Below are 22579 nucleotides of genomic sequence, written 5' to 3' on the forward strand. Positions count from 1 at the left end.
TGGTGGAAGCAGTTCGATGAAGAGTGCCGGCGGCCGCCTGCTGGCAGCGCTCGAGCTCGACCGCGACGCTGCCCACCCCCTGCACCGGCAGCTGTACGCCCAGTTGCGCACACAGATCCTCACCGGGGCGCTGCCGAGCGGAACCCGCCTGCCTTCTACCCGCACCCTGGTCGCCGAGCTGGGAGTATCGCGGATCACCGTCGTCACGGCCTTCGAACAGCTCACCGCCGAAGGCTTCCTGCGCTCGCGGGCAGGCGACGGCACGTATGTCGACACCCTGTGGAGCGACGCCGCTCCGCAGCAGCCCATGCCGCGGCCACCGTTGTCCGAACGCGGAGCAGCCACCTCCTCCCGCGGCACCGATCTCTTCAGCGAGGCACCGCACTCATGGGCGCCGTCGGAAACCGAGTCCTTCGTCGCCAGTCAGGTGGCGTCCTCGGCATTCCCGGCGGCCACCTGGAAGCGCCTGCTGGCGCGCCATGCCGGGCGCACTGATCCGACCCTGATCGGATACAGCGACCCGCACGGCCACCCGGCGCTGCGGGAAGCGATCGCGGACTACGTAAACGATGTGCGGGGACTGGGCTGCACGGCGGACCAGGTGGTGGTCACCTCCGGTGCGCAGCAGGCCTTCAACGTGCTGGCGGTCCTCCTGCTCGACGTCGGGGATCCCGTCATCGTCGAGGACCCCGGCCACATTTCTGGCCGCCTCGCGTTCCAGTCCCTGGGCTGCCCGGTCCGCGGCGTGCCCGTCGACGAGGAGGGGGCGGTCCTCCCGGACGAGCTTGACGAAGCAGGGGACGACGGCGTGTCCCCGGCCAGGCTGGCCTGCCTGACGCCGGCGCGGCAGCACCCGCTCGGTATCGCGATGAGCCCGGCGCGGCGGGCGGAGTGGATCGCCTGGGCGCAGCGGAACGGAAGCTGGATCGTCGAGGACGACTGCGACAGCGAGCTGCGGTACCGCGGGAAACTCCTGCCGACCCTGTTCGGCCTGGACCTGAGCAGGCATGTGATCACTGTGGGTTCATTCAGCAAGGTGCTCGCGCCGTCGATCCGGCTGGGCTACTGCGTCCTGCCGGAGGACCTGGTGGAACCCTTCGCCTCGGCCTCCTCGGTCATCGGGCGCCCGCCCGCGATGGTCCTCCAGGCGGCGCTCACCGATTTCCTGGCGGAAGGGCACCTGCACGCCCATCTTCGCCGGACCCGGCGCCTGTACTCGGCCCGGCAGGACGCCCTGCTCCAGGCGATCAGCCAACAACTGGACCACAGGATCCACGCCGGCCCCGTCGACGCCGGTCTGCACGTCATCGGCTGGCTCCGCGAAAATGCCGACGACATCGCGGTAGCTCGGGGACTGGCCGCGGGCGGTGTGTACACCTATCCGCTGGGGGAGTACCGCCTCACCCGGCAGCTGCCCCCGGCACTGCTGATCGGTTTCGCCGGAACGGCGGAGGACCACATGCCCTACGCCGTCGGAAAGATGGCCGCGGCCTGGGACCGCTGGGAACGTGCCAGCGCAGGCTCCTGAATGGACTTAACAGTTGCGGCCATAATGGATCTTCATTGGCATCCATTGGCGTCGTACAAATGATGCGTGACATTCGCCACCATCCCTGACACGCCTCCCGAGGAACCAACGATGCCCCCACCCCGCCAGCGATTCCGGGCGCTCCTGAGTGCCCGCCTCAACGAGCAGGAAATCGCGTCCCTGCCCCGCCTGAACGATGAACTTGCCCGGAAACTGATTGACCGGATCGACAACGCCCCGCTGTTCGCCCACGCCTATGCACTCCTGGGCAACCTGACGTACGGCGAGTACGGGCCGGACGACGTCCTCGACTTCGCGCACCGGCACGGCCTGGCCGGCGCCTGCATCCACCTCCTCGACGGCGAGGAGCGAAGCCTCGGCCGGATGAGCGACGAGCAGCTGCGCGCATTCTCCCGGCGCGCACGCAGCCTGGGCCTGGCCATCCACCTGGAAATCAGCACTACCCTGCATGCGGACGTGGACGAGGTGGTCCGCATCGCGGGCATCCTGGGCGTCCGGCACATCCGCGTGTACTCCCGCTTCGAAGGTCGGCTCTCCGAGGTCATGGAGCGGATTGAGCAGGACCTCCACAGGCTTGCCGCCTTGGCCGATCAGCACGATCTGACGTTCTCCTTCGAACAGCACGAGGAACTCCGCTCCACCGAGATCGCCGAACTGCTGTGCCGGGTCAACCACCCGCGGCTGCATGCGATGTTCGACTTCGGGAACATGATCAATGCCTGCGAGCGCCCGATGGAAGCCCTCACCGCCCTGGCGCCGCACATCCTGCAGGCGCACCTGAAAGGTGTCCACATCCTTCCCGAAGGGGACGGCTTCGGCCACCGCGGTGTGCTGCAGGGCAGCCCCGACGACGACCTGCCCGGCGCCCGGATGCTTTTCGAGCTGCTGATGCTCGGCGACGAAAGGCCCCAGGTGATCGCCCTGGCCCTGGAGCAGGAAAACCTCTACTACGCCCCGGCCTTCCGCCATGCCGGCGAGGGAGAGGACCCGTTCATCCCGTACCGCGAGCTGAGCACCACGGGCATCCCCGACGGCTGGACCCGCGTGGACCTCCTCGCCGCAGAACCCGGCTGGGCCGACCACCAGGTGGCCCATGTGAAGAAACTGCTCGCCACCCTGCGCGGCATCGCCGCCGCCCAACTCGACCCCACGAACTCCCTGGCAGGTGCACGATGACCACAGTGACCCAAACCCCCGCAAAATCCACCAAACCCGTCGACTGGAGCAAATGGGTCCGCTTCGCGCTGCTCGTCATGGCCGGCGGCACGATCTACAAGCTCGCCAACCTCAAGGACGCCTTCTACGTCCCCATGCAGGAAGCCCTGGGCCTGAACCACACCGAGATCGGCACGCTGCTGAGCGTGAACTCGATCGTCGCGACCGCACTCTTCGTGGTGGGCGGCTTCCTCGCCGACCGCTTCTCCACCAGGATCCTCATTCCGCTCGGCCTCATGGGCGCCGGCGCACTGGGCCTGTATCTCAGCACCTTCCCCGGCTTCAGCACGCTGCTCGTCCTGTTCGCGCTGTTGGCCGCGTGCTCCGACTGCCTGGTCTGGCCTGCACTGTTGAAGAGCATCCGGCAGCTCGGCGGCCCGAAGGAACAAGGCCGGCTCTTCGGTCTCCTCGAAGGCGGCCGCGGCATCGTCGATACCGCCGTCGCGTTCTCGGCGCTGGGCATCTTCGTTCTGTTGGGCTCCGGCACCGGCGGATTCCGCGCGGCGATCTCCTTCTACGCCATCATCGACATCGCCGTCGGTCTCCTGCTGTTCCTGCTGCTGCGGACCCGTACGGCCGAACAGGACCTTGCGGACGGTCAGCCCGCGCCGGCGAAGCAGAAGACCGGCCTTGGCGAGATCTGGCACGCGGCCAAGCTGCCGCAGCTGTGGTGGGTGAGCTTCACCGTCTTCATGGTCTACGTCGTCTACTGTGGCCTGACCTACTTCATCCCTTACCTGACCTACGTCTACGGACTACCCGTCGCGCTCGTCGGCGCCTACGGCATCATCAACCAGTACGGCCTGAAAATCCTGGGCGGCCCCATCGGCGGCGTCCTCTCGGACAAGGTGTTCAAGAGCGCAAGCCGGTACATCCGCCTGGCATTCCTGTGCCTGATCCCGGTGGTCGCAGTACTGCTCCTCCTCCCGGCCGATCCCGGCAGCCAGGTTCCGGCGATGATCGTCACCCTGCTGTTCTCCCTGATCGTGTTCACCATGCGCGGTGTGTTCTGGGCCCCGATGGATGAGGTGGGAATCCCGGAACAGATCAGTGGCACCGCCTTCGGCATCGCCTGCCTGGTGGGCTACGCGCCCGGCATGTTCGCCTTCATTGGCTACGGGGCCATCCTCGATGCCAACCCGGGAGCAGGCGGGTACCACATCGTGTTCATCGTCCTCGCTGCGCTCGCGCTCGTGGGAGCGGCCGTGTCCAGCGGGCTGGCCAGGATTGCCAAGGCCCGCCGGGCGGCAACCGCGGCCTGACCGAGCGCTTAACAAACGGAAACCCCCGGCACTCGCCGGGGGGTTCCGTCGTCGAACCGGCTAGCCCAGCTTCGCCACAGCGGCGGCCGCGAACGAGTGGTCCTGCTCCGGGGCGCCGCCACCCACGCCGATCGCGCCAACCAGCCTGCCGTCCCGGTGCACGGGGATGCCTCCGGCGGTGAAAAGCAGCGGGCGGTCCAGCGCGGTGGCGAGGGTGTGGAAGGGGCCGTCGGGCTTGACCGCGTCAACGACGTCGGCCGTTGCGGCGTTGAGTTGCACCGCGGTGTACGCCTTGCGGGTGCTTGTCTCGCCCGAGATCAGCAGCGCCTCCTCGTCCCGGCGGAACGCCAGGAGGTGCCCGCCGGCGTCGAGCACGCTGATGCTGACCTTGACGCCCTCGGCCGCGGCTGCGTCGCGGGCCGTGCCGAGAAGCAGTTCGGCGTCCGTTGCGGACAGGTGGGGTGTAGCCATGGTTTTACTCCTTGAATGAAAACGAAATAGGGGATAGGGGGGTCAGTGGACGGCGACGGCGGACTCGTCGACGGCGGGTTCCGCGGCTTCCGCGGGACGTGAGCCCTTGGCGGTCGCCTTCGCGATCACCATGACGAGCAGGGCTGCGGCCGTGATGACCGTGCCGATCCAGATGGGGGAGGTGTATCCGAGGCCGGCGGCGATGCCGAGGCCGCCGGTCCAGGCGCCGAGGGCGTTGCCCACGTTGAACGCGCCGATGTTGGCGCCGGAGGCAAGGGTGGGCGCCTGGCCCGCGTAGATCATGATGCGGCTTTGGAGGCCCGGAACCGTGCCGAAGCCGAATCCGCCCATGAGGAACAGGGCAACGATCGTGGCCGGCTGTGATCCGGCGAACAGGCCGAACAGGCCAAGCACAACGATCAGCGCGGAGATGAAGAAGACCAGCGTGCCATCGATGGAGCGGTCGGCCAGGCGCCCGCCCAGCCAGTTTCCGACCACCAGGCCGGCCCCGAAGAGCACCAGCAGCCACGGCACGGAGCCGGAGGCGAAGCCGCTGACCTCGGTCAGGGTGTAGGCGATGTAGGTGAAGGCGCCGAACATCCCGCCGTACGCAAGCACGGTCACCAGCAGGGAGAGCCACACCTGCCCGGAACGGAAAGCCTTCAGTTCACTGCGGAGGCTAATGTGTTCGCCGGACTGGCGCAGCACGGGAACGAGGGCTGCTATGCCGATCAAGGCAAGGACGCCGATCCCGGAGATGGCCCAGAAGGTGGCGCGCCAGCCGAACTGCTGCCCGATGAAGGTGCCGAAGGGGACGCCGAGCACGTTCGCGGCGGTAAGGCCGGTAAACATGATGGCAATTGCGCCCGCCTTCCGGGCCGGAGCAACAAGGCTGGCGGCAACGACGGAGCCGATGCCGAAGAATGCGCCGTGGCAGAGGGCTGCGATGATGCGGCCGATCATGGCCACGCCGTAGTCGCCGGCCAGGGCGGTGAGCGCGTTGCCCACAATGAAGAGCACGATCAGGCTCAGCAGCACAGCCTTGCGGGGAAGCCGGGTGGTTGCCGCGGTCAGCAGCAGGGCGCCGACAACGACGCTCAGGGCGTATCCGGAAATCAGCCATCCGGCGGCGGCCTCGGTCACCGCGAAGTCCGCGGCCACCTCGGGCAGCAGGCCCATGATGACGAATTCCGTCAGGCCGATGCCGAACGCGCCGATGGCGAGTGCGAGTAGGCCAAGAGGCATGAGGGGTCTCCTGTTACACTGGGAAAGTAGTTGCAGGCGCTGGTTATTTCGCCGTTGAATCAATAGTTGCACACGCAAATAACAAGCGCAAGCAACTACTTTGTGACATGCGTCCCGCGCTGCGGTGCTGCGCTGTCCGTCTCTGAACTGTCCGGCTCGGTCAAGGAGGATCATGAACCGCTTCGAAGGCAAGGTGTGCCTGGTGACCGGTGCCGGCCACGGCATCGGTGCCGCGACGGTGCGGCGCCTGTACGCAGAGGGGGCCGTCGTCGCGCTCGCCGAACTGGACGTCGACGCCGCCCGGCAGCTCGCGGCGGAGCTGGACCCCGACGGCGGCAGGAGCCTCGTCCTCGCCTGCGACCTCACGGACCGCGCGTCCGTGGACTCGGCGCTTGCCGCCGTCGTCGGGCGCTTCGGAAAGCTCGACGTGCTGGTGAACGTCGCCGGGGGTGCCCTGCCGCACCCGCGGCTGGCCGAGGGCATGAGCGACGACGAATGGAACGCGGACCTCGACCTCAACCTCAGTGGCCCCATGCGCCTGATCCGCGCGTCGGTGCCCCATCTCCGGGACCGTGGCGGCGCGGTGGTCCTGGTGGGATCCGTCAACGGAATCCAGGCGTTCGGCGGCGAGTCCTATTCGGCTGCCAAGGCCGGACTGGAACTGTTGGTGAAGAACTTGGCGGTGACGCTCGGTCCGGACGGGGTGCGCCTGAACCTTGTGGCCCCCGGAACCATCCGCACCCGGGTCTGGGACCGGCAGGGCGGGCCCGACAAGCTGGCCCCCATGTACCCCCTCGGCAGGGTTGGCGAACCGGAAGACGTGGCGGCGGCCATTGCCTTCCTCGCTTCGGAGGATGCCGCCTGGATCACGGGCGCCACCCTGCCCGTGGACGGCGGCGCGCTCGCCGGCCCGCTGCACACCATGCTCGGCCGGCGGGAGGGCCCGGCGGTACCGCGCATCCAAGTATCCTTGGACGGTGAGTGAATCCCTGCCCCCGTGTCCCGAATGTTCCAGTGAGTACGCCTACGAGATGGGCGCGCTGCTCGTCTGTCCCGAATGCGGCCACGAGTGGGAGCCCGCAGTAGAAGGCGAAGACCCGGGGGAGCGCCTCATCAAGGACGCCGTGGGCAATGTGCTCACCGACGGCGACACCGTCACGATCATCAAGGACCTGAAGGTCAAGGGCAGCTCCGCGCCCATCAAGGTGGGCACCAAGGTCCGCAACATCCGCCTCGTGGACGGCTTCGGAGACCACGACATCGACTGCAAGGTTGACGGCTTCGGCCCGATGCAGCTCAAGTCGAGTGTTGTGAAGAAGGCCTGAGCTACACCGCCTGCAGGGCACCCAGCGCCCGCACCAGGGGTTCGAGCTCAGGCACGGCCTCAGCTTCTTCGAGGGCCTTTTCCAGGGCCTCGTCATGCACGGGGCGCGCGGCAAGCAGCAGCTTCTGCCCGGCGTCGGTCAGCTCGGTGTAGATCCCGCGGCGGTCGTCGGCACACAGGATGCGGGTCAGCAGGGCGCGGTCTTCGAGGCGGTTCACCAGGCGCGTGGTGGCGCTGCTGGACAGGGCGGTGGCCCGCGCCAGTTGCTGCATCCGCATGTGCCAGCCGTCCTGCCGGCTCAGGGCATCGAGCACCGTGTACTCCACGACCGAGAGGCCGGCGGCCGACTGCAGCGCCTTCTCCAGCGCCGTCTCGATGGTTCCGTGCAGCGCGGCAAGCGTCCGCCAGCCCTGTGCGCGGACTTCGACGGCGTCGTCCTTGATGCCCATGTTCCGTAAACTCCTGCCGGTCGATATATGCAGCGTATGCAACTAATATTCTAGGGGCAGTCGCGGCGCACATCCAGCCCGGGCAAGAGACGGGCCTACTGACGGTCCGGTTTGCCGTTCGGGCGATCCGCCGCTGAAGGCGCCGAGCCGCCCGTGTTGGCAGGATCCGTGCCAGCAGCGCCGGACGCCGGCCCGACGGCTTCGGGGCGCCCGCTCTCCTTTTCTGCCTGGAGCCTGTCCTTCTCCGCCTGCCTGAGCGTCTTCATCTTCCGGCCGCGGCTGCGCCACAGCTGGATGAAGACCACCAGAACGACGGCCGCCACGAAGCCTGCGATCGCGGCGACGAGGGAGGCCGTGCGGAAGCCCGGTGCGTCGACGTCGAGCACCCGCTCACCGGCATGCGCCCCGCCGCCGCTGCCCAGGGCGATCGAAAGTGTCAGCAGGTTCGGCGTGGAGATCGCCACGCCGAGCACCACGAGCGCGATTTTGAAAGGCCAGCCGACCTTCCTGTTCAGGCCGATCAACGCCACGAGGGTGGCGGCGAAGGTAAAGACAAAACCGTAGAACATGCCTGCCAGGATCCCGGCGGAAATGCTCCCGTTGACCTGCTGCCCGATGGTCTGGGACCACCAGCGGGGGAGGAAGGCGGCGAGGGCGAAGTACGAGATGACGGCAAAGACCAACGCGACAAGGATCAGGATGATCTTGGCGCCCCAGTTGCCTTTTTTCCTGGCGGGTACCGGCGCTTGTTCTGTCATGGCACCCATCATGGCAGAGGCAATCAGTCCCCGGCCGGTTCCTTCTCCGCGCCGCCGCGTGCCGGAGGCCGCTTGAGGACCTCTCCGCCGCTCTGGCAGCCCGGGCAGTATTGGAAGGACGTCCCCACGTATGCCAGCTCCTGGACGGTGCTGCCGCAGACCGGGCAGATCCCGCCCGTGCGTCCGTGCACCGCCATCGAGGCCTTCTTGGCGGCCTTGAGCTTGTCCGGGGCCAGCCCGGACAGGGCTGTGGTGGCGTCGCCCAGGACCTGGCGCATGGCCGTGTAGAGCCTGCCCACGGAGTCCGGGTCGAGGGAAGCGCCCGGGGTCAGCGGGGACAGCTTCGCCGCATGCAGGATTTCGTCGCTGTAGCCGTTGCCGATGCCGGCGATCCGCTTCTGGTCCCTGATGATGTCCTTGATTCGCTGCCGGGACGCGAACAGATGGGTGAACTCCTCGAGCGTGAAAGCGGGGTCCAGCGCCTCCGGGCCGAGCTCCGCCACACCGGACACCTCCTGCGGATCGTGCACGAGGTGGACCGCAAGTCCTTTCCACTGCCCGGTGTCCGTGAGCTCCACCTCGAAGTCCGTGCCGTGGTTGGTGAAGCCGAAACGGGCGGCGATGTAGCCGGGACCGGCCTTGCTCCCGGGCTCCGGTTCCGGGGCGTCCTTGGTCCCGGGAAGCTTCCCGGACAAACGCAGCCAGCCGTCCTTGGCAAAGCTGACCACGATACTCAACGCGCCGCCGTCGTCCGCGTACTTGGCCGAATCGGTGGCCGCGGATGTCTGGAACAGCAGGAACTTGCCACGCCGATGCACCCGCCTGACGGTCCTGCCGGTCAGGCTTTCCGGATCGAATTCCTTGCTCTTCAGCGCGAAGCGCGCGGGGAACTGAAGGCTCACCACGGTGGCGCCCGCAAGGCGCTCATCGAGGTACGCGGCGAGGGCCGTGAGTTCTGGAAGTTCAGGCATGGCGATGCTCCTCCAAGGGGAAGCTGCGGGCGGGGCGGATCCTCTTGCGCCCATGATTCCAGAGACCCATGGGGAGGCGGGAGGAATGTGCCTATACTTTCAGCGGCGGCTGGAAGTCAGCTCCGCCGTCGTGGTCCTCAACATTCAGATGAAAGGCGACCGATGAGCAACATTCCTGCCGACCTCTCCTACACCGCCGAGCACGAATGGGTGGCTGCCCCCAACGCCGACGGCGTTGTCCGCATCGGAATCACCGATTTCGCGCAGGACGCCCTGGGCGACGTCGTCTACGTCCAGATGCCCGAGCCCGGCACCACCATCACCGGCAATGAAGTGGTGGGCGAGGTTGAGTCCACCAAGAGCGTCAGCGATATCTACGCCCCGGTGAGCGGCGAAGTCATCGCACGCAATGACGCCCTGGACAGCGATCCGGCACTCATCAACTCCGATCCGTACGGTGACGGCTGGCTCCTGGAGATCAAGCTGGCCGAAGCCGACGCCGTAGATTCCCTGCTCAGTGCATCCGAGTACGAACAGCAGGTAGGCTAAAAACATCTGGTCCGACACGCCGGTTCTCCCGCAAGGGTGAACCGGCGGACCAGCAACCCGTTTGGCCCGGCGGAACCGGGCAGAAGCGAACCGGTGTCTGTTGGGGGCGCCGGCGGATGAGGAGGATTTCCATGGTTGGCGGCGAACAGAACCCGGTCCCGGGCCGGTCCGAAGGACTGGATCAGCCGGCGTCGGAGACCACCTCGATCCAGCTCACCCCCATCAGCAGCGAACCCGGCATCACCCCCCGGCTCCTTGCCGAAGAGCGTGCGGCCGTGGACGCCCTGCCTCCCGGATCCGCGCTCCTGATCGCCCACAGCGGCCCGAACGCCGGCGCGCGTTTCCTGCTCGATTCGGACAGCACGACGGCGGGCCGTCACCCGGATGCCGACATCTTCCTGGACGACGTCACGGTTTCGCGCAAGCACGTCGAGTTCCACCGCACCCCCACGGGGTTCGAAGTGGTGGACACCGGCAGCCTCAACGGCACCTACGTCAACCACGACCGGGTGGACAGCGTGCAGCTGAAGAACGGCAGTGAAGTCCAGATCGGCAAGTTCCGACTCACCTTCTACCTGAGCCCTGCGCGCGCTGCAGGCCGGGCCTGAATCCGGAGTACCTGCCTGTGGCACTTGCCCAGCCGGAACGGCGCGGACCCCAGGTCCTGAACATCGGCGAAGTCCTCGCCCAGTTGAGTGACGACTTTCCCGCGATGACGGCTTCCAAGATCCGCTTCCTTGAAGAGAAGGGGCTGATCAACCCCAAGCGGACCCCTGCGGGGTACCGCCAGTACGCCGAAAGCGATGTGGAGCGGCTTCGCTTCGTCCTGGCGCTGCAACGCGACCAGTACCTGCCGCTGAAGGTTATCAAGGACTACCTCGACGCGATCGACCGTGGCGAACGCCCGGAGAACCTGCCGCCGGGAGTGACGGTGTCCCCGCGGATCGTTTCCGACGAGCTTGCGGCTGAGCTGCACGGACGCGCCCGGGCGCTTAGCGAGGAACAGTTGCGCACCGAATCGGGCGCCAGCGTACCGCTCCTGCAGTCGCTGCTGGACTTCGGGCTCATCAGCCACGTCAACGGGAAGTTCGACGAGCACTCCCTCCAGGTGGCCCGCGCCTGCGTGCAGCTTGAAAGCCACGGGCTGGAGCCGCGCCACCTGCGCCCGTTCCAGGCGGCCGCCGATCGCGAGTTCGGCCTGGTGGAGCGCGCGGTGGCGCCGTTGCTGTCCCGCAAGGATGCGGCCTCCCAGTCCCGGGCGGCGGAAGCGGCCCGGGAAATCAGCGAACTTTGCCTCACCCTGCATCGTGCCCTGGTGCAGGACCGGATCTCACGCATGGAATCCTGATGATTGAGGTCGAGATCGTCGGAGTGCGGATCGAGCTCCCCTCCAACCAGCCGCTGGTCCTCCTCAAGGAGATGCAGGGGGAGCGGCATGTGCCCATCTGGATCGGCACGCCCGAGGCCAGCGCCATTGCCCTGGCACAGCAGGGCGTCGTGCCGCCGCGGCCCATGACGCACGATCTGCTCGTTGACGTCGTCGAGGCCCTTGGCCATGCGATCGTCAGCGTGAACATCGTGGCCGTGGAGGACAACATCTTCTACGGCCAGCTCCAGTTCGACGACGGCACCACCGTCAGCTCGCGGGCGTCGGACGCGCTGGCCCTGGCCCTCCGTGCCAAGTGCCGAATCTGGTGCGCCGACGCCGTCATGGAGGAAGCAGGCGTCCGGATCACCGAGCATGACGAAGGCGAAGAGGCCGAGCCGGGACCCAGCGTGGATGAGGAACGTGAGATGCGCCGTTTCCGGGAGTTCCTGGACGACGTGGAGCCCGAGGATTTCGAAGGCTGACAGTCTCTTAACGTTAAAGTCGAAGGTGAAACTTTCGACACGGCGCGAAAATGCTCCGAGCGTCTTTGACCTTGGGCCTCCACCCGCCTAACGTCGGAGGTATCAAGTTCCCGTTGCATGCACGGCCCGCGCAGGTCACACTGGAGAGTGCGGACGCGTTTGAAATTACACGATTGACGTTCCAGTCGTGTGGCCGTGCACGCGCCATCCCCAGGGGAACTTCGGACAAGGAGGGTCACGTGAGTCCCAAAGGCGAAGCAGGCGAGCTGAAGCAGGCCTCGATTGGTGTTGCTGCGCCCGCTAGCGGTGCCCAGGGTCTGCTCTTCACCGAGGACCTGCCGGTCCTTGACGAAGACGCCGGCTATCGTGGCCCCACCGCATGCAAAGCTGCGGGGATCACCTACCGCCAGCTCGACTACTGGGCCCGCACCGGCCTGGTCGAACCCGCCGTGCGCGGCGCCGCCGGCTCCGGTTCCCAGCGGCTCTACGGCTTCCGCGACATCCTGGTCCTGAAGGTCGTCAAGCGCCTCCTGGACACCGGCGTTTCCCTCCAGCAGATCCGCGCCGCCGTCGAACACCTGCGGGAGCGCGGCGTTGAAGACCTCGCGCAGATTACCCTGATGAGCGACGGCGCGAGCGTCTACGAATGCACCTCCGCCGACGAGGTGATTGACCTCGTCCAGGGCGGACAGGGTGTCTTCGGCATCGCCGTCGGACGCGTCTGGCGCGAAGTGGAAGGCAGCCTCGCCGAACTGCCCAGCGAACACGCAGCCGAACAGACCTTCCCCGACGACGAACTCAGCAAGCGCCGCTCGGCCCGCCGTACCGGCTAGTCCGAACCGCAGCCGACACAAGGAAAGCCGCCTTCCACCGGAAGGCGGCTTTCCTTGTTGGTCAAGAAGAAGCCACGCGTTAGCGGCGGCGGCTGCGCAGTTCGATTGAGCCAGGCAGGCCGTTCGAGGCGGGTGAGCCGTTGGAGGCCAGCAGGTTTTCCAGCAGCGTGTCGAACAGCTTCGCGGTGACCTTGGCCGAATCGCCCGGCCAGTGGTGCACGGCGTGCGCGGCGCCCTGGATCTGCTGCCAGTTCGCCTGCTCGGGAATGTGCGGGGTCAGCAGCAGCTCGCCGAACATCGATTCCATTTCGGCGAGGCGGAAGCCGTGCTCCGAGGACCCGCTGCGCACCCTGTTGGCCACGATTCCCGCCGGAGCAAGCTGCGGGGCGAACTCCTTGCGGAAGAGCTGGATGGCGCGCATGGTCCGTTCCGTGCCGGCGACCGAGAAGAGGCCGGGTTCGGCCACCAGCACCACGCGGTTGCTCGCGTTCCACGCCATGCGGGTGAGGCCGTTCAGCGAGGGCGGGCAGTCCACCAGGACCAGTTCATAAGAACCGGCGCCGGCAAGCACCGAGGCGAGGCGGCGGAGGTCGCGCCGTCCGAGGTCGGGGCGGTCGTAGATGCCCGTGAACGCGGAGCCGACGGCGACATCCAGAACGGCGTGGCCGTTGCCGGCGGCGGGGGAACCTGCCGGGGCCGTGCCCTCGGGGATCTGGCCGATCCAGCCGCTCGCCGCCACGTTCTCGCCCAGGCGCGCCTTGCGGGGGTTCTTGAGCATCCGGCCGATGTCCAGCTGTTCCGCAGGCTGGACGCCCAGTGCGGTGGTTGCGTCCGCGTGGGGATCAAGGTCCACAACCAGGGTGGGGATGCCGGCAGCCAGCGCCGCCGATGCCAGTCCCGTGGTCACGGATGTCTTGCCCACGCCGCCCTTGAGGCTGCTGATGCTGACTACTTGCACTTGAAAACCCAAAACCTAACGCCGGTTGCCGTGTAGCTGTGGTGAGTGTCCCGGACCCGCCGGAACGGGGACCTGGCTGACGCCCCAGAACATTCTATGTGGACCGGCCGGGGATTCACGGTTTCACCGTTCCGGACGCCCGCCGCGGCCTTCCAACAGCCACCCGTCAGCACAGTTCAATAGCACGCAGGAGCGTGTTGCGAGTGAAGGTGAACTTCACGTGACGGAAGCCATTGTGACGGTTGACACAAAGATTTGTGTTTGTCCGGGCCGTTCTTACACACTGTGACCACCGACCGGTTACACCCGCAATGATGCAGGAGAAGTATGTTTTCCAAAATTCTGGTGGCCAATCGCGGCGAAATCGCGATCCGTGCCTTTCGCGCCGGCTATGAGCTCGGCGCCAAGACTGTAGCGGTTTTCCCCCATGAGGATCGTAATTCGATTCACAGGCAGAAAGCCGACGAGGCCTACCTGATCGGACAGGAAGGCCACCCTGTCCGTGCTTACCTGGACGTTGCGGAGGTCGTCAGGGTCGCCAAGGAGGCCGGGGCAGACGCGATCTACCCGGGCTACGGCTTCCTGTCCGAGAACCCGGACCTCGCCCGCGCCGCCAAGGCAGAGGGCATCACCTTCGTGGGCCCGCCCGCCGAGGTCCTGGAGCTCGCCGGCAACAAGGTGGCCGCGCTCGAGGCTGCCCGTAAGGCCGGCGTTCCGGTCCTTAAGTCCAGCGCGCCGTCCCGCGACATCGACGAGCTGATCGCCGCCGCGGACGAGATCGGCTTCCCGATCTTCGCCAAGGCCGTTGCCGGCGGCGGTGGCCGCGGCATGCGCCGCGTCGAGACCCGCGAGGCACTCCCCGAGGCCCTGCAGTCCGCCATGCGCGAGGCCGACGCCGCGTTCGGTGACCCCACGATGTTCCTGGAGCAGGCCGTGCTGCGCCCGCGCCACATCGAGGTCCAGATCCTCGCCGACGCCGAGGGCAACGTCATGCACCTCTTCGAGCGTGACTGTTCGCTGCAACGCCGCCACCAGAAGGTCATCGAGATCGCCCCGGCCCCGCAGCTGGACGACTCCATCCGCCAGGCGCTGTACCGCGACGCCGTCGCCTTCGCCAAGGCCCTGAACTACGTCAACGCGGGTACCGTGGAATTCCTCGTGGACACCGCCGGCGAGCGTGCCGGCCAGCACGTCTTCATCGAGATGAACCCGCGCATCCAGGTGGAGCACACGGTCACCGAGGAAATCACCGACGTGGACCTCGTGCAGGCCCAGATGCGCATCGCCGCCGGCGAGACCCTGGCCGATCTCGGTCTCAGCCAGGAAAGCGTCTCCATCAAGGGTGCCGCCCTCCAGTGCCGCATCACCACCGAAGACCCGGCCAACGGCTTCCGTCCCGACGTCGGAAAGATCACCGGTTACCGTTCGGCCGGCGGAGCCGGTGTACGGCTCGACGGCGGCACCGTCTACTCGGGTGCCGAGATCAGCCCGCACTTCGACTCCATGCTGGTCAAGCTCACCTGCCGCGGCCGCGACTACCCGGCCGCGGTCAAGCGCGCCCGCCGTGCCCTGGCCGAGTTCCGCATCCGCGGCGTCTCGACGAACATCCCGTTCCTGCAGGCTGTGCTCGACGACGAGGACTTCGTGGCCGGAAACGTCGCCACCTCCTTCATCGACGAACGTCCCGAACTGCTCAAGGCCCGGGTCTCCGCCGACCGCGGCACCAAGCTCCTGACCTGGCTTGCCGACGTCACTGTCAACAAGCCCAACGGCGAGCTCACGGTCCACTCGGACCCCACCGCCAAGCTGCCTTCCGTGGAGGGCAAGGCCATCCCGGCAGGCTCCCGGCAGAAGCTGCTGGAACTGGGCCCCGAAGGGTTTGCCAAGGCGCTGCGCGAGCAGGACGCCGTCGCGGTCACCGACACCACGTTCCGTGACGCACACCAGTCCCTGCTGGCCACCCGCGTCCGTACCCGCGACCTCGTGGCAGCCGCCCCTGCCGTTGCCGCGCTGACCCCGCAGCTTCTGTCGGTCGAGGCGTGGGGCGGTGCGACCTACGACGTCGCGCTCCGCTTCCTTGGCGAAGACCCGTGGGACCGCCTGGCGGCCCTGCGCAAGGCACTGCCCAACGTCTGCCTCCAGATGCTGCTCCGCGGGCGCAACACGGTCGGCTACACCCCCTACCCGGAGGAAGTCACCGAGGCGTTCGTCAACGAGGCTGCAGCCACGGGCATCGACATCTTCCGGATCTTCGACGCCCTGAACGACGTGAACCAGATGGCCCCGGCCATCCGCGCCGTCCGTGCCACCGGCACCGCCGTCGCAGAGGTCGCCCTCTGCTACACCAGCGACATGCTGGACCCGGAGGAGAAGCTCTACACCCTCGACTACTACCTGGAGCTGGCGCAGCGCATCGTCGACGCCGGAGCGCACATCCTCGCCATCAAGGACATGGCAGGCCTGCTGCGCCCCGCCGCGGCCGCCAAGCTGGTCTCTGCCTTGCGTGAGCGCTTCGACCTGCCGGTGCACCTGCACACCCACGACACCGCGGGCGGCCAGCTGGCCACGCTGCTGGCCGCCGTGGACGCAGGGGTCGACGCCGTGGACTCCGCCTCCGCCTCGCTCGCCGGAACCACCAGCCAGCCCTCCGCCTCCGCGCTCGTGGCCGCCCTGGCCCACACGCCGCGGGACACCGGCCTGGACCTGGCAGCCGTCAGCGCCATGGAACCCTACTGGGAGGCCGTGCGCCGGGTCTACGCACCGTTCGAGTCCGGGCTTCCGGGCCCCACCGGCCGTGTCTACCGGCACGAGATCCCGGGCGGCCAGCTGTCCAACCTGCGCCAGCAGGCCATCGCCCTGGGCCTCGGCGAGCATTTCGAAGCCATCGAGGACATGTACACGGCAGCGGACCGGATCCTCGGCCGCCTGGTCAAGGTCACGCCGTCCTCGAAGGTGGTGGGCGATCTCGCCCTCCACCTGGTGGGCCTGAATGCAGACCCCGCGGACTTCAACGAGAACCCGCAGAACTACGACATCCCGGATTCGGTCATCGGCTTCCTGTCCGGCGAACTGGGCGATCCTCCCGGAGGCTGGCCGGAGCCGTTCCGGACCAAGGCTCTGCAGGGCCGCAGCATCAAGGTGCGGGACGTGGAACTGAGCGCAGAAGACAGCGCCGCGCTCAAGTCCGACTCCGCCACCCGCCGGCAGACCTTGAACCGCCTGCTCTTCGCCGGTCCCACCAAGGACTACCTGAAGAGCGTCGAAAGCTATGGCAACCTCTCGGTCCTGGATACCCGCGACTACCTGTACGGCCTGCAGCGCGGCGCCGAGCACGTGATTGAGTTGGAGAAGGGGGTCCGCCTGATCGCCTCCCTCGAAGCGGTGTCCGAAGCCGACGAAAAGGGCATGCGCACCGTCATGTGCAAGCTCAACGGGCAGTCCCGCCCGGTGGTCGTCCGCGACAAGTCCGTGGTCAGCAACGTCAAGACCGCGGAGAAGGCCGATCCGTCGCAGCCGGGCCAGGTGGCCGCGCCGTTCGCCGGCGCCGTGACCGTGACTGTCAAGGCAGGCGATACCGTCAACGCCGGCGACACCGTCGCCACCATCGAGGCAATGAAGATGGAAGCATCCATCACCACCCCGGTGGCCGGCAAGGTCTCCCGCCTGGCCATCAACGCCGTCGAACAGGTCCAGGGCGGGGACCTGCTGATCGTCGTCGAGTAAGCCAGAAGGCAAACAAGAGGGAGGCCCGGGCTGTTGCCCGGGCCTCCCTCTTTGTCTTGGCCGTGGAAGTCAGGAAACCTTCGGGGCCGCGTACATCTCCTCGATGACGGTCTCGAAGTCCTTCATCACCTGGGCGCGCTTGACCTTCATGGACGGCGTCAGGTGGCCGGACGCCTCGGTGAAGTCCGAGTCGACAATGCGGAAGGACTTAATGGCCTCCGCCTGGGACACGGACTGGTTTGCCTTGCTGATCAGCTCCTGCACCGCAGCCCGGACCACGGGATTGCCGGCGGCCTCCTGGAGCGAGGTGCCCGCGGGCAGCCCGTGGCGTTCCAGCCAGCCCGGGAGGGCTTCCTCGTCCAGAGTCACCAGGGCGCCGATGAACGGCCGGTTGTCGCCGAGCACCACCACCTGGGAGACGAGGGCGTCGGCGCGGATCTGGTCCTCCAGCAGCGCCGGGACCACGTTCTTGCCGCCGGCGGTGACGATGATTTCCTTCTTGCGGCCGGTGATCTTCAGGAAGCCCTGCTCATCCAGTTCCCCTATGTCGCCGGTGCGGAACCAGCCGTCCACGAAGGTCTCGTCCTGCAGGTCTTCCCGCTTGTAGTAGCCCTTCATGACGCAGACGCCCTTGGCGAGGATTTCGCCGTCGTCCGCGATCCTGACCGCGTTGCCCGGCAGGGGAGCGCCCACGGTGCCGATCTTGATCAGGGACGGGGTGTTCACGGAGACGGGGGCCGTGGTTTCCGTCAGGCCGTAGCCTTCGAGGATCTGCAGGCCGATGCCCTGGAAGAAGTGGCCCAGGCGTTCGCCCAGCGGGCCGCCGCCGGAGACGGCGTGGGTGACCTGTCCGCCCATCGCTGCCCGGAGTTTGCCGTAGACGAGGCGGTCGAACAAAGCATGCTGGAGCCGCAGTCCCAGGCCGATGGAACCGGTCTGGCGTGCCTTCGAGTAGGCGATCGCGGTGTCGGCCGCTTTGTGGAAGATGCCGCCCTTGCCGCCGTCTTCGGCCTTGCTCAGTGCGGAGTTGTACACCTTTTCGAAAACCCGCGGCACGGCCAGGATGAAGGACGGCTTGAAGCTCTGCAGGTCCGCCAGCAGGTTCTTGATGTCCGGGGTGTGGGCCACCTGCGCGCCGGCGGCGACGGCCAGGACCGAGATGAAGCGGGCGAACACATGGGCGAGGGGCAGGAACATGATGGTCCGGGCACGTTCGTTGACCACGTCTCCCAGGGAGGCCAGGGCGTTGTCTGACAGTTCCACGAAGTTGCCGTGCGTCAGTTCGCAGCCCTTGGGACGTCCGGTGGTGCCCGAGGTGTAGATGATGGTGGCGGTGTCCGCCAGGACCGCCTTGCTGCGGCGGGCTTCCAGTTCCTCGTCGCTGACGCCGGTGCCCGCGCTGCGCAGCAGGTCCAGCCCGCCGCCTTCGAGCTGCCAGACGTTGGCCACGGTGCCCAGGTCCTGCCCGGCCACGGCCTGCCGAATGATGTCCTCGTGGTGGGCGGCTTCGGCGAAGGCCGCCACGGCGCCGGAATCTCCGAGGTTCCAGGCGACCTGGGACGGGGATGACGTCTCGTAGATCGGAACCGAGATACCGCCGGCGAACCAGATGGCGAAATCCACCAGGGCCCATTCGTAGCGGGTGCGGGACATGATGCCCACGCGGTCACCGGCCTGCACGCCGTTGGCGATCAGGCCTTTCGCCAGGGCGGAGACGTCGGCAAGGAACTCGCGGGCATGGATGTCCTGCCACTGGCCGGCCCCGTTCAGCTTGGCAAAGAGCGCGGGGTTGGAAGGCTTGTCTGCCTGCCGGATCACGAGGTCCGTGATGTTGGTTTCAGGGGCGACATTTACAAGGGGCGGGACACTGACTTCACGCACGATAGCTCCTTTGATATCAACAGACCAATGCAGGGCTGCTCTAACTCTAATACGCCCGCCGTCCGGGTGTGTCGCAGTTCACCTACTGGCGAGTAACTTTACGGTGCAGCCCGGAAAACCGCCAACGGACGGGCGTTTCGAAGTGTGGCGTCCCGTTCCGTGGATCTCCGCGCCTGCCCTGCCGCCGGAATAGGATGGCGGGATGCTGAGAACCACACCGACGGCTGACGCGAAGACACGCAAGGCGTCCTGGTCAGCCTCTGCCGCCCGACGCCGCGTTCCCCTGCGCCACGCCACCGCGTCCTGGACTCCCGGGGCGGGAAGCCGGCTGGCGGCGTCCGCGGGACGCTCCCGGTTGGGGCGGCGCGGCCTGGCCATCGGGATCGACATTGGCGGCACCAAGGTGGCCGCCGGCGTCGTCGATGCCGAAGGGCGGGTCCTGGACGAACGGCGCCGGGCCACGCCCGGCAGCGATCCCCGCGCCGTCGAGCGTGTGATCGTGGACCTCGTGCGGGAACTGGGCGAAAACCACCGGATTGCCTCGATCGGCATCGGCGCGGCCGGCTGGATGGACCTCGACGGCGGCACGGTGCTGTTCAGCCCGCACCTCGCCTGGCGCAACGAACCGCTGCGGGACAACCTCCAGAAGCTGCTCCGCCGACCCGTCCTCCTGGCCAACGACGCCGACGCCGCCGCCTGGGCGGAATGGCGCTTCGGTGCGGGGCGGGGCGAGAGCCGCCTGGTGTGCATCACCCTGGGCACAGGCATCGGCGGGGCGATGGTGATGGACGGCCGCCTGGAACGCGGACGCTTCGGAGTCGCGGGGGAGTTCGGCCACCAGGTGGCCGTTCCGGGCGGCCACCGCTGTGAGTGCGGCAACCGGGGCTGCTGGGAACAGTACGCTTCGGGGAACGCCCTGGGCCGCGAAGCCAGGGAGCTCGCACGCCGGAAGTCTCCGCTGGCCTACGAACTGCTTAAGGCCAGCGGCGGGGTCGCCGATGACATCACCGGTTTGACCGTGTCGCAGTTGGCCAAGTCCGGCGATCCGGCGTCGAAGGAACTGCTGGAGGAGGTCGGGCAGTGGCTCGGCCTTGGCCTGGCGAACCTGGCGGCGGCCCTGGATCCCGGAACGTTCGTGATCGGGGGCGGATTGTGCGACGCCGGCGAGCTGCTGGTGGGCCCGGCGCGGCAGGCCTTCACCCGGAACCTCACCGGCCGCGGCTTCCGCCCCCCGGCGGCGATCAGGCTCGCCGAACTCGGCCCGCGGGCGGGGATGATCGGCGCGGCCGATCTCTCACGGGTCAGCGGCAGGCTACAGGGTTAGGCGACCGGAACAGCGGGCACCTAGATGCGGGCGCCGTCGTCGTGGTCGTCCTTCTCGCGGGGAAGCCGCATGATGAGGTAGACCACCGCGGCGAGGAACGCCGCCACCATCCCGAGGACAGCCGGCAGCGGTGCCGAACGCCAGAACATCGCGGTGAACAGCAGGGCCAGCGGGCCGCCCACCGCACCCACCCATGCCAGCATCAGCATCGGTTCGGTCCCGGCGAGGCTGGGCGGCTCCTCCGGAACAAAGCCCCCGTCGTCCTCGGCCGCCTCGTAGTCGCGCGGCCCGGTGCCGGGCGCGGCGTCGCCGGCGTCCGTCCCGCCGGAAAGGCCGCGGGAAAGTCCCAGCGGGTCGTAGTCGCTGAAGCTGCCCGGCAGGTAGCTTCGGCCGGCCGCATCCGGAATGTCACTGGTAGTGTCGTCGCCGGCGTCCAGGGTTTCGTCCGGCATTGCTTCGAGCCTGGCCACAAGGTCAAGCCAGACGGCGTCGTCGTCCTTGTTCGCGCTCTGGTCCGCGGAGTCGGGCCCCGGCCTGTTCATTGGTGGCGTCCTTCGGGTCCGGAGTCTTCCAGCGCGGGGCGGGAATCCTCCGTGGTGAGTCCGGCTACGGTCTTTCGGATGAACTCCGCGGAGGCCTTGAAGATTCCCGGGGCGTCGTTGTCCAGCGTGGCAACGTGGTAGCTGTTTTCCAGCGCGGTCAGTTCCAGGGGAGCGGTGACGAGGCGGCGAAGTTGTCGGATGCTGGCGTCGGACATCACGTGGTCCACCGACGACCGGAACACGCGCACCGGCGCCGAAATCCGGGGCAGCAGCACCTGGGTGTCCTTGTACAACTTCTTCAGCTCGTGCCCGGCGGCCACCGGGGTGCGCGGGTAGGCGCCTTCGTCCATGCCGGGTTTGCGGATGTCGTTGGCAATGGCGGGCGCGGTCTTCATGACGTACTTGAGGAGGCCCACAACGGCGGAGCGGGGATCATCGATGATCAGGCCCGGGTTGACGACGATGGTCCCGGCCACCGGCCGGGTGGCGGCAATTCGGAGTGCAAGTGTGCCGCCCATGGAGAGTCCGGCGGCGAACACGTAATCGCATTCGGCCTGCAACTCCAAGTAGGCGGAGTCCACGGCGTGGTGCCATTCCTGCCAGCGCCGGGTAGCCATGTCCTGCCAGCTGGTGCCGTGGCCGGGAAGCAGTGGCAGCCGGACCGCGAAACCCTCCTCGGCCAGGTACCGGGCCCAGGGCCGCATGCTGTGCGGACTGCCCGTGAACCCGTGGCACATCACCACCCCGACGCTCGGGCCGGAACCGGTGAAGCTGCTCGCGAACGGCGAAAAATCGGGGACAGTGTTCATGATGACTCCGAGGCTACTCTGTGGGCGGCATGCCGCAGGAAAAATGCAGTGGATTCTTCGAGGATCAGCGGAGCGTCGAGGTCCAGCGTCGCGACGTGTCCGCTGTGCGGCAGGGGCACCACCCGCAGGTCCCTGCTGCCGATGCGTTTGCTGATCATCGCAAGGGAGCTGGGCGGCACCACAGCGTCCTGCGCGGACTTGAACACCAGGGCCGGTGCCGTGATCGCCGGAAGCGAGCGGGAGGCGGAGCGGAACAGTTTCTTGAGTTCATGCACGGCCGCCAGCGGGGTGCGGGAGTAATCGCCGTCGTCGGTGGGCTCCGACGTCGGGTTTTCCTCCTCGATCGGCACCGTGGTGCGCATGACATGCTTCAGCGCTCCGATGTAGCGGACCCGGCGGTCGTAGAAGCTCAGCCCGGGATTCACGACGGCGACCCCCGCCACCGGGTGCCGGGCCGCTGCCCGCAGCGCAACGGCGCCGCCCATGGACAGTCCCGCGACGAAGCAGCGGGAGGTCCGGCCTGCCAGTTCCAGGTAGCTGTGCTCGAACGCTCCGTACCAGTCCTTCCAGGACGTCCTGGCCAGGTCCTGCCAGTGCGTTCCGTGCCCGGGAAGCAGCGGGACCGTGACCGCGAAGCCCTGGGCGGCGAGGTGTTCGGCCCACGGCATGATGCTGAGCGGGCTGCCGGTGAAACCATGGCAAAGGACGATTCCGGTGCGCGCGTTGTCTCCGTGGCCCGCGTACCCGAAGGCCCGGGGACCGCCCGGGACGCTGCTTTCCGTCATGTGTCCATCGTGTCACTGTTCCCGGAAATTCACACAGGAGTAGGGTGGCAATTGAGCGCCGGACGGAGGCGTCCGGCCAT

22 protein-coding genes are annotated in these 22579 nt (G+C 67.6%); 12 read left to right on the forward strand and 10 right to left on the reverse strand.

All coding sequences use genetic code 11. The annotated features are described in order from the left end of the window. Nucleotides 1–16: 16 nt before the first annotated feature. The 3 genes from pdxR (at nucleotide 17) to BLP88_RS15005 (ending at nucleotide 4026) form a co-directional block, all read left to right on the forward strand. Nucleotides 17–1528, forward strand: coding sequence for a MocR-like pyridoxine biosynthesis transcription factor PdxR (gene pdxR, locus BLP88_RS14995; RefSeq protein ID WP_074590483.1), 1512 nt, complete (start codon nucleotides 17–19; stop codon nucleotides 1526–1528). 111 nt (nucleotides 1529–1639) lie between these two features. After that, the gene (locus BLP88_RS15000; protein WP_074590485.1) at nucleotides 1640–2725 is read left to right on the forward strand and encodes a sugar phosphate isomerase/epimerase family protein; all 1086 of its coding nucleotides are present in this window, start codon (nucleotides 1640–1642) and stop codon (nucleotides 2723–2725) included. 5 nt (nucleotides 2726–2730) lie between these two features. Next, the gene (locus BLP88_RS15005; protein WP_217635155.1) at nucleotides 2731–4026 is read left to right on the forward strand and encodes an MFS transporter; all 1296 of its coding nucleotides are present in this window, start codon (nucleotides 2731–2733) and stop codon (nucleotides 4024–4026) included. A gap of 60 nt (nucleotides 4027–4086) precedes the next feature. Here BLP88_RS15005 and BLP88_RS15010 read toward each other — a convergent pair whose 3' ends face one another. After that, nucleotides 4087–4497, reverse strand: a complete 411-nt coding sequence (locus tag BLP88_RS15010; RefSeq protein ID WP_074590489.1) for a GlcG/HbpS family heme-binding protein — start codon at nucleotides 4495–4497, stop codon at nucleotides 4087–4089. 42 nt (nucleotides 4498–4539) lie between these two features. Next, nucleotides 4540–5742 (reverse strand): MFS transporter, encoded by a 1203-nt coding sequence (locus tag BLP88_RS15015; protein ID WP_074590490.1) that lies wholly within the window; start codon nucleotides 5740–5742, stop codon nucleotides 4540–4542. Between the two features lie 172 nt (nucleotides 5743–5914). On the opposite strand from BLP88_RS15015, the gene BLP88_RS15020 reads away from it, so the two are divergent. Continuing rightward, nucleotides 5915–6727 carry an SDR family NAD(P)-dependent oxidoreductase gene (locus tag BLP88_RS15020; RefSeq protein ID WP_074590492.1) on the forward strand — a complete coding sequence of 271 codons (813 nt, stop codon included), beginning with the start codon at nucleotides 5915–5917 and terminating at the stop codon, nucleotides 6725–6727. After that, the gene (locus BLP88_RS15025; RefSeq protein WP_074590493.1) at nucleotides 6720–7067 is read left to right on the forward strand and encodes a zinc ribbon domain-containing protein YjdM; all 348 of its coding nucleotides are present in this window, start codon (nucleotides 6720–6722) and stop codon (nucleotides 7065–7067) included. The genes BLP88_RS15020 and BLP88_RS15025 overlap by 8 nt, the downstream gene beginning before the upstream one ends. Before the next feature lies 1 nt (nucleotide 7068). On the opposite strand, the gene BLP88_RS15030 is transcribed toward BLP88_RS15025, so the two are convergent. The 3 genes from BLP88_RS15030 to BLP88_RS15040 all read right to left on the reverse strand — a co-directional run bounded on the left by BLP88_RS15030 (nucleotide 7069) and on the right by BLP88_RS15040 (nucleotide 9244). Further along, complete coding sequence (locus tag BLP88_RS15030; protein WP_074590495.1) at nucleotides 7069–7515, reverse strand: MarR family winged helix-turn-helix transcriptional regulator; 447 nt, start codon at nucleotides 7513–7515, stop codon at nucleotides 7069–7071. 95 nt (nucleotides 7516–7610) lie between these two features. Next, nucleotides 7611–8273: a DUF485 domain-containing protein gene (locus tag BLP88_RS15035; RefSeq protein WP_175453579.1), complete on the reverse strand. Its 663-nt coding sequence runs from the start codon at nucleotides 8271–8273 to the stop codon at nucleotides 7611–7613. A gap of 23 nt (nucleotides 8274–8296) precedes the next feature. Further along, entirely contained in the window at nucleotides 8297–9244 is a 948-nt protein-coding gene (locus tag BLP88_RS15040; RefSeq protein WP_074590498.1) for a DNA-formamidopyrimidine glycosylase family protein, read from the reverse strand. 162 nt (nucleotides 9245–9406) lie between these two features. On the opposite strand from BLP88_RS15040, the gene gcvH reads away from it, so the two are divergent. From gcvH to BLP88_RS15065, 5 genes are all read left to right on the forward strand, one after another. Then, nucleotides 9407–9793 carry a glycine cleavage system protein GcvH gene (gcvH, locus tag BLP88_RS15045; RefSeq protein WP_074590500.1) on the forward strand — a complete coding sequence of 129 codons (387 nt, stop codon included), beginning with the start codon at nucleotides 9407–9409 and terminating at the stop codon, nucleotides 9791–9793. A 131-nt stretch (nucleotides 9794–9924) separates the two neighbouring features. Beyond that, nucleotides 9925–10401, forward strand: a complete 477-nt coding sequence (locus BLP88_RS15050) for an FHA domain-containing protein (RefSeq protein ID WP_074590502.1) — start codon at nucleotides 9925–9927, stop codon at nucleotides 10399–10401. Between the two features lie 17 nt (nucleotides 10402–10418). Beyond that, the gene (ftsR, locus tag BLP88_RS15055; RefSeq protein WP_074590504.1) at nucleotides 10419–11141 is read left to right on the forward strand and encodes a transcriptional regulator FtsR; all 723 of its coding nucleotides are present in this window, start codon (nucleotides 10419–10421) and stop codon (nucleotides 11139–11141) included. Continuing rightward, nucleotides 11141–11644, forward strand: coding sequence for a bifunctional nuclease family protein (locus BLP88_RS15060; protein ID WP_074590505.1), 504 nt, complete (start codon nucleotides 11141–11143; stop codon nucleotides 11642–11644). The genes ftsR and BLP88_RS15060 overlap by 1 nt, the downstream gene beginning before the upstream one ends. A 239-nt stretch (nucleotides 11645–11883) precedes the next feature. Further along, the gene (locus BLP88_RS15065) at nucleotides 11884–12477 is read left to right on the forward strand and encodes a MerR family transcriptional regulator (protein WP_074590507.1); all 594 of its coding nucleotides are present in this window, start codon (nucleotides 11884–11886) and stop codon (nucleotides 12475–12477) included. A gap of 79 nt (nucleotides 12478–12556) precedes the next feature. Here the strand turns inward: BLP88_RS15065 and BLP88_RS15070 are convergent, their stop codons facing one another. After that, a complete protein-coding gene (locus BLP88_RS15070) occupies nucleotides 12557–13435 on the reverse strand; it encodes a ParA family protein (protein WP_074590509.1) in 879 nt (292 codons plus the stop codon). A 327-nt stretch (nucleotides 13436–13762) separates the two neighbouring features. Between BLP88_RS15070 and BLP88_RS15075 the strand changes: the two genes are divergently transcribed. Beyond that, on the forward strand, nucleotides 13763–17158 hold the full coding sequence (locus BLP88_RS15075; RefSeq protein WP_074590511.1) for a pyruvate carboxylase: 3396 nt from the start codon (nucleotides 13763–13765) through the stop codon (nucleotides 17156–17158). A gap of 69 nt (nucleotides 17159–17227) precedes the next feature. On the opposite strand, the gene BLP88_RS15080 is transcribed toward BLP88_RS15075, so the two are convergent. Beyond that, a complete protein-coding gene (locus BLP88_RS15080) occupies nucleotides 17228–19039 on the reverse strand; it encodes an AMP-dependent synthetase/ligase (protein WP_074590513.1) in 1812 nt (603 codons plus the stop codon). A gap of 202 nt (nucleotides 19040–19241) precedes the next feature. On the opposite strand from BLP88_RS15080, the gene BLP88_RS15085 reads away from it, so the two are divergent. After that, nucleotides 19242–20363 (forward strand): ROK family glucokinase, encoded by a 1122-nt coding sequence (locus BLP88_RS15085; RefSeq protein WP_084111273.1) that lies wholly within the window; start codon nucleotides 19242–19244, stop codon nucleotides 20361–20363. Between the two features lie 20 nt (nucleotides 20364–20383). Here the strand turns inward: BLP88_RS15085 and BLP88_RS15090 are convergent, their stop codons facing one another. Genes BLP88_RS15090 through BLP88_RS15100 form a run of 3 tightly spaced genes read right to left on the reverse strand, consistent with a single transcriptional unit; the run spans nucleotide 20384 to nucleotide 22499 of the window. Next, nucleotides 20384–20905, reverse strand: a complete 522-nt coding sequence (locus tag BLP88_RS15090) for a hypothetical protein (RefSeq protein WP_074590514.1) — start codon at nucleotides 20903–20905, stop codon at nucleotides 20384–20386. Further along, entirely contained in the window at nucleotides 20902–21714 is an 813-nt protein-coding gene (locus BLP88_RS15095; RefSeq protein ID WP_074590516.1) for an alpha/beta hydrolase, read from the reverse strand. Before BLP88_RS15095 ends, BLP88_RS15090 begins: the two co-directional genes overlap by 4 nt. Beyond that, nucleotides 21711–22499, reverse strand: a complete 789-nt coding sequence (locus BLP88_RS15100; RefSeq protein ID WP_074590518.1) for an alpha/beta hydrolase — start codon at nucleotides 22497–22499, stop codon at nucleotides 21711–21713. Before BLP88_RS15100 ends, BLP88_RS15095 begins: the two co-directional genes overlap by 4 nt. Nucleotides 22500–22579 lie beyond the last annotated feature (80 nt).

It is taken from the genome of Arthrobacter cupressi (genome assembly GCF_900099975.1).
Classification (GTDB): Bacteria; Actinomycetota; Actinomycetes; order Actinomycetales; family Micrococcaceae; genus Arthrobacter; species Arthrobacter cupressi.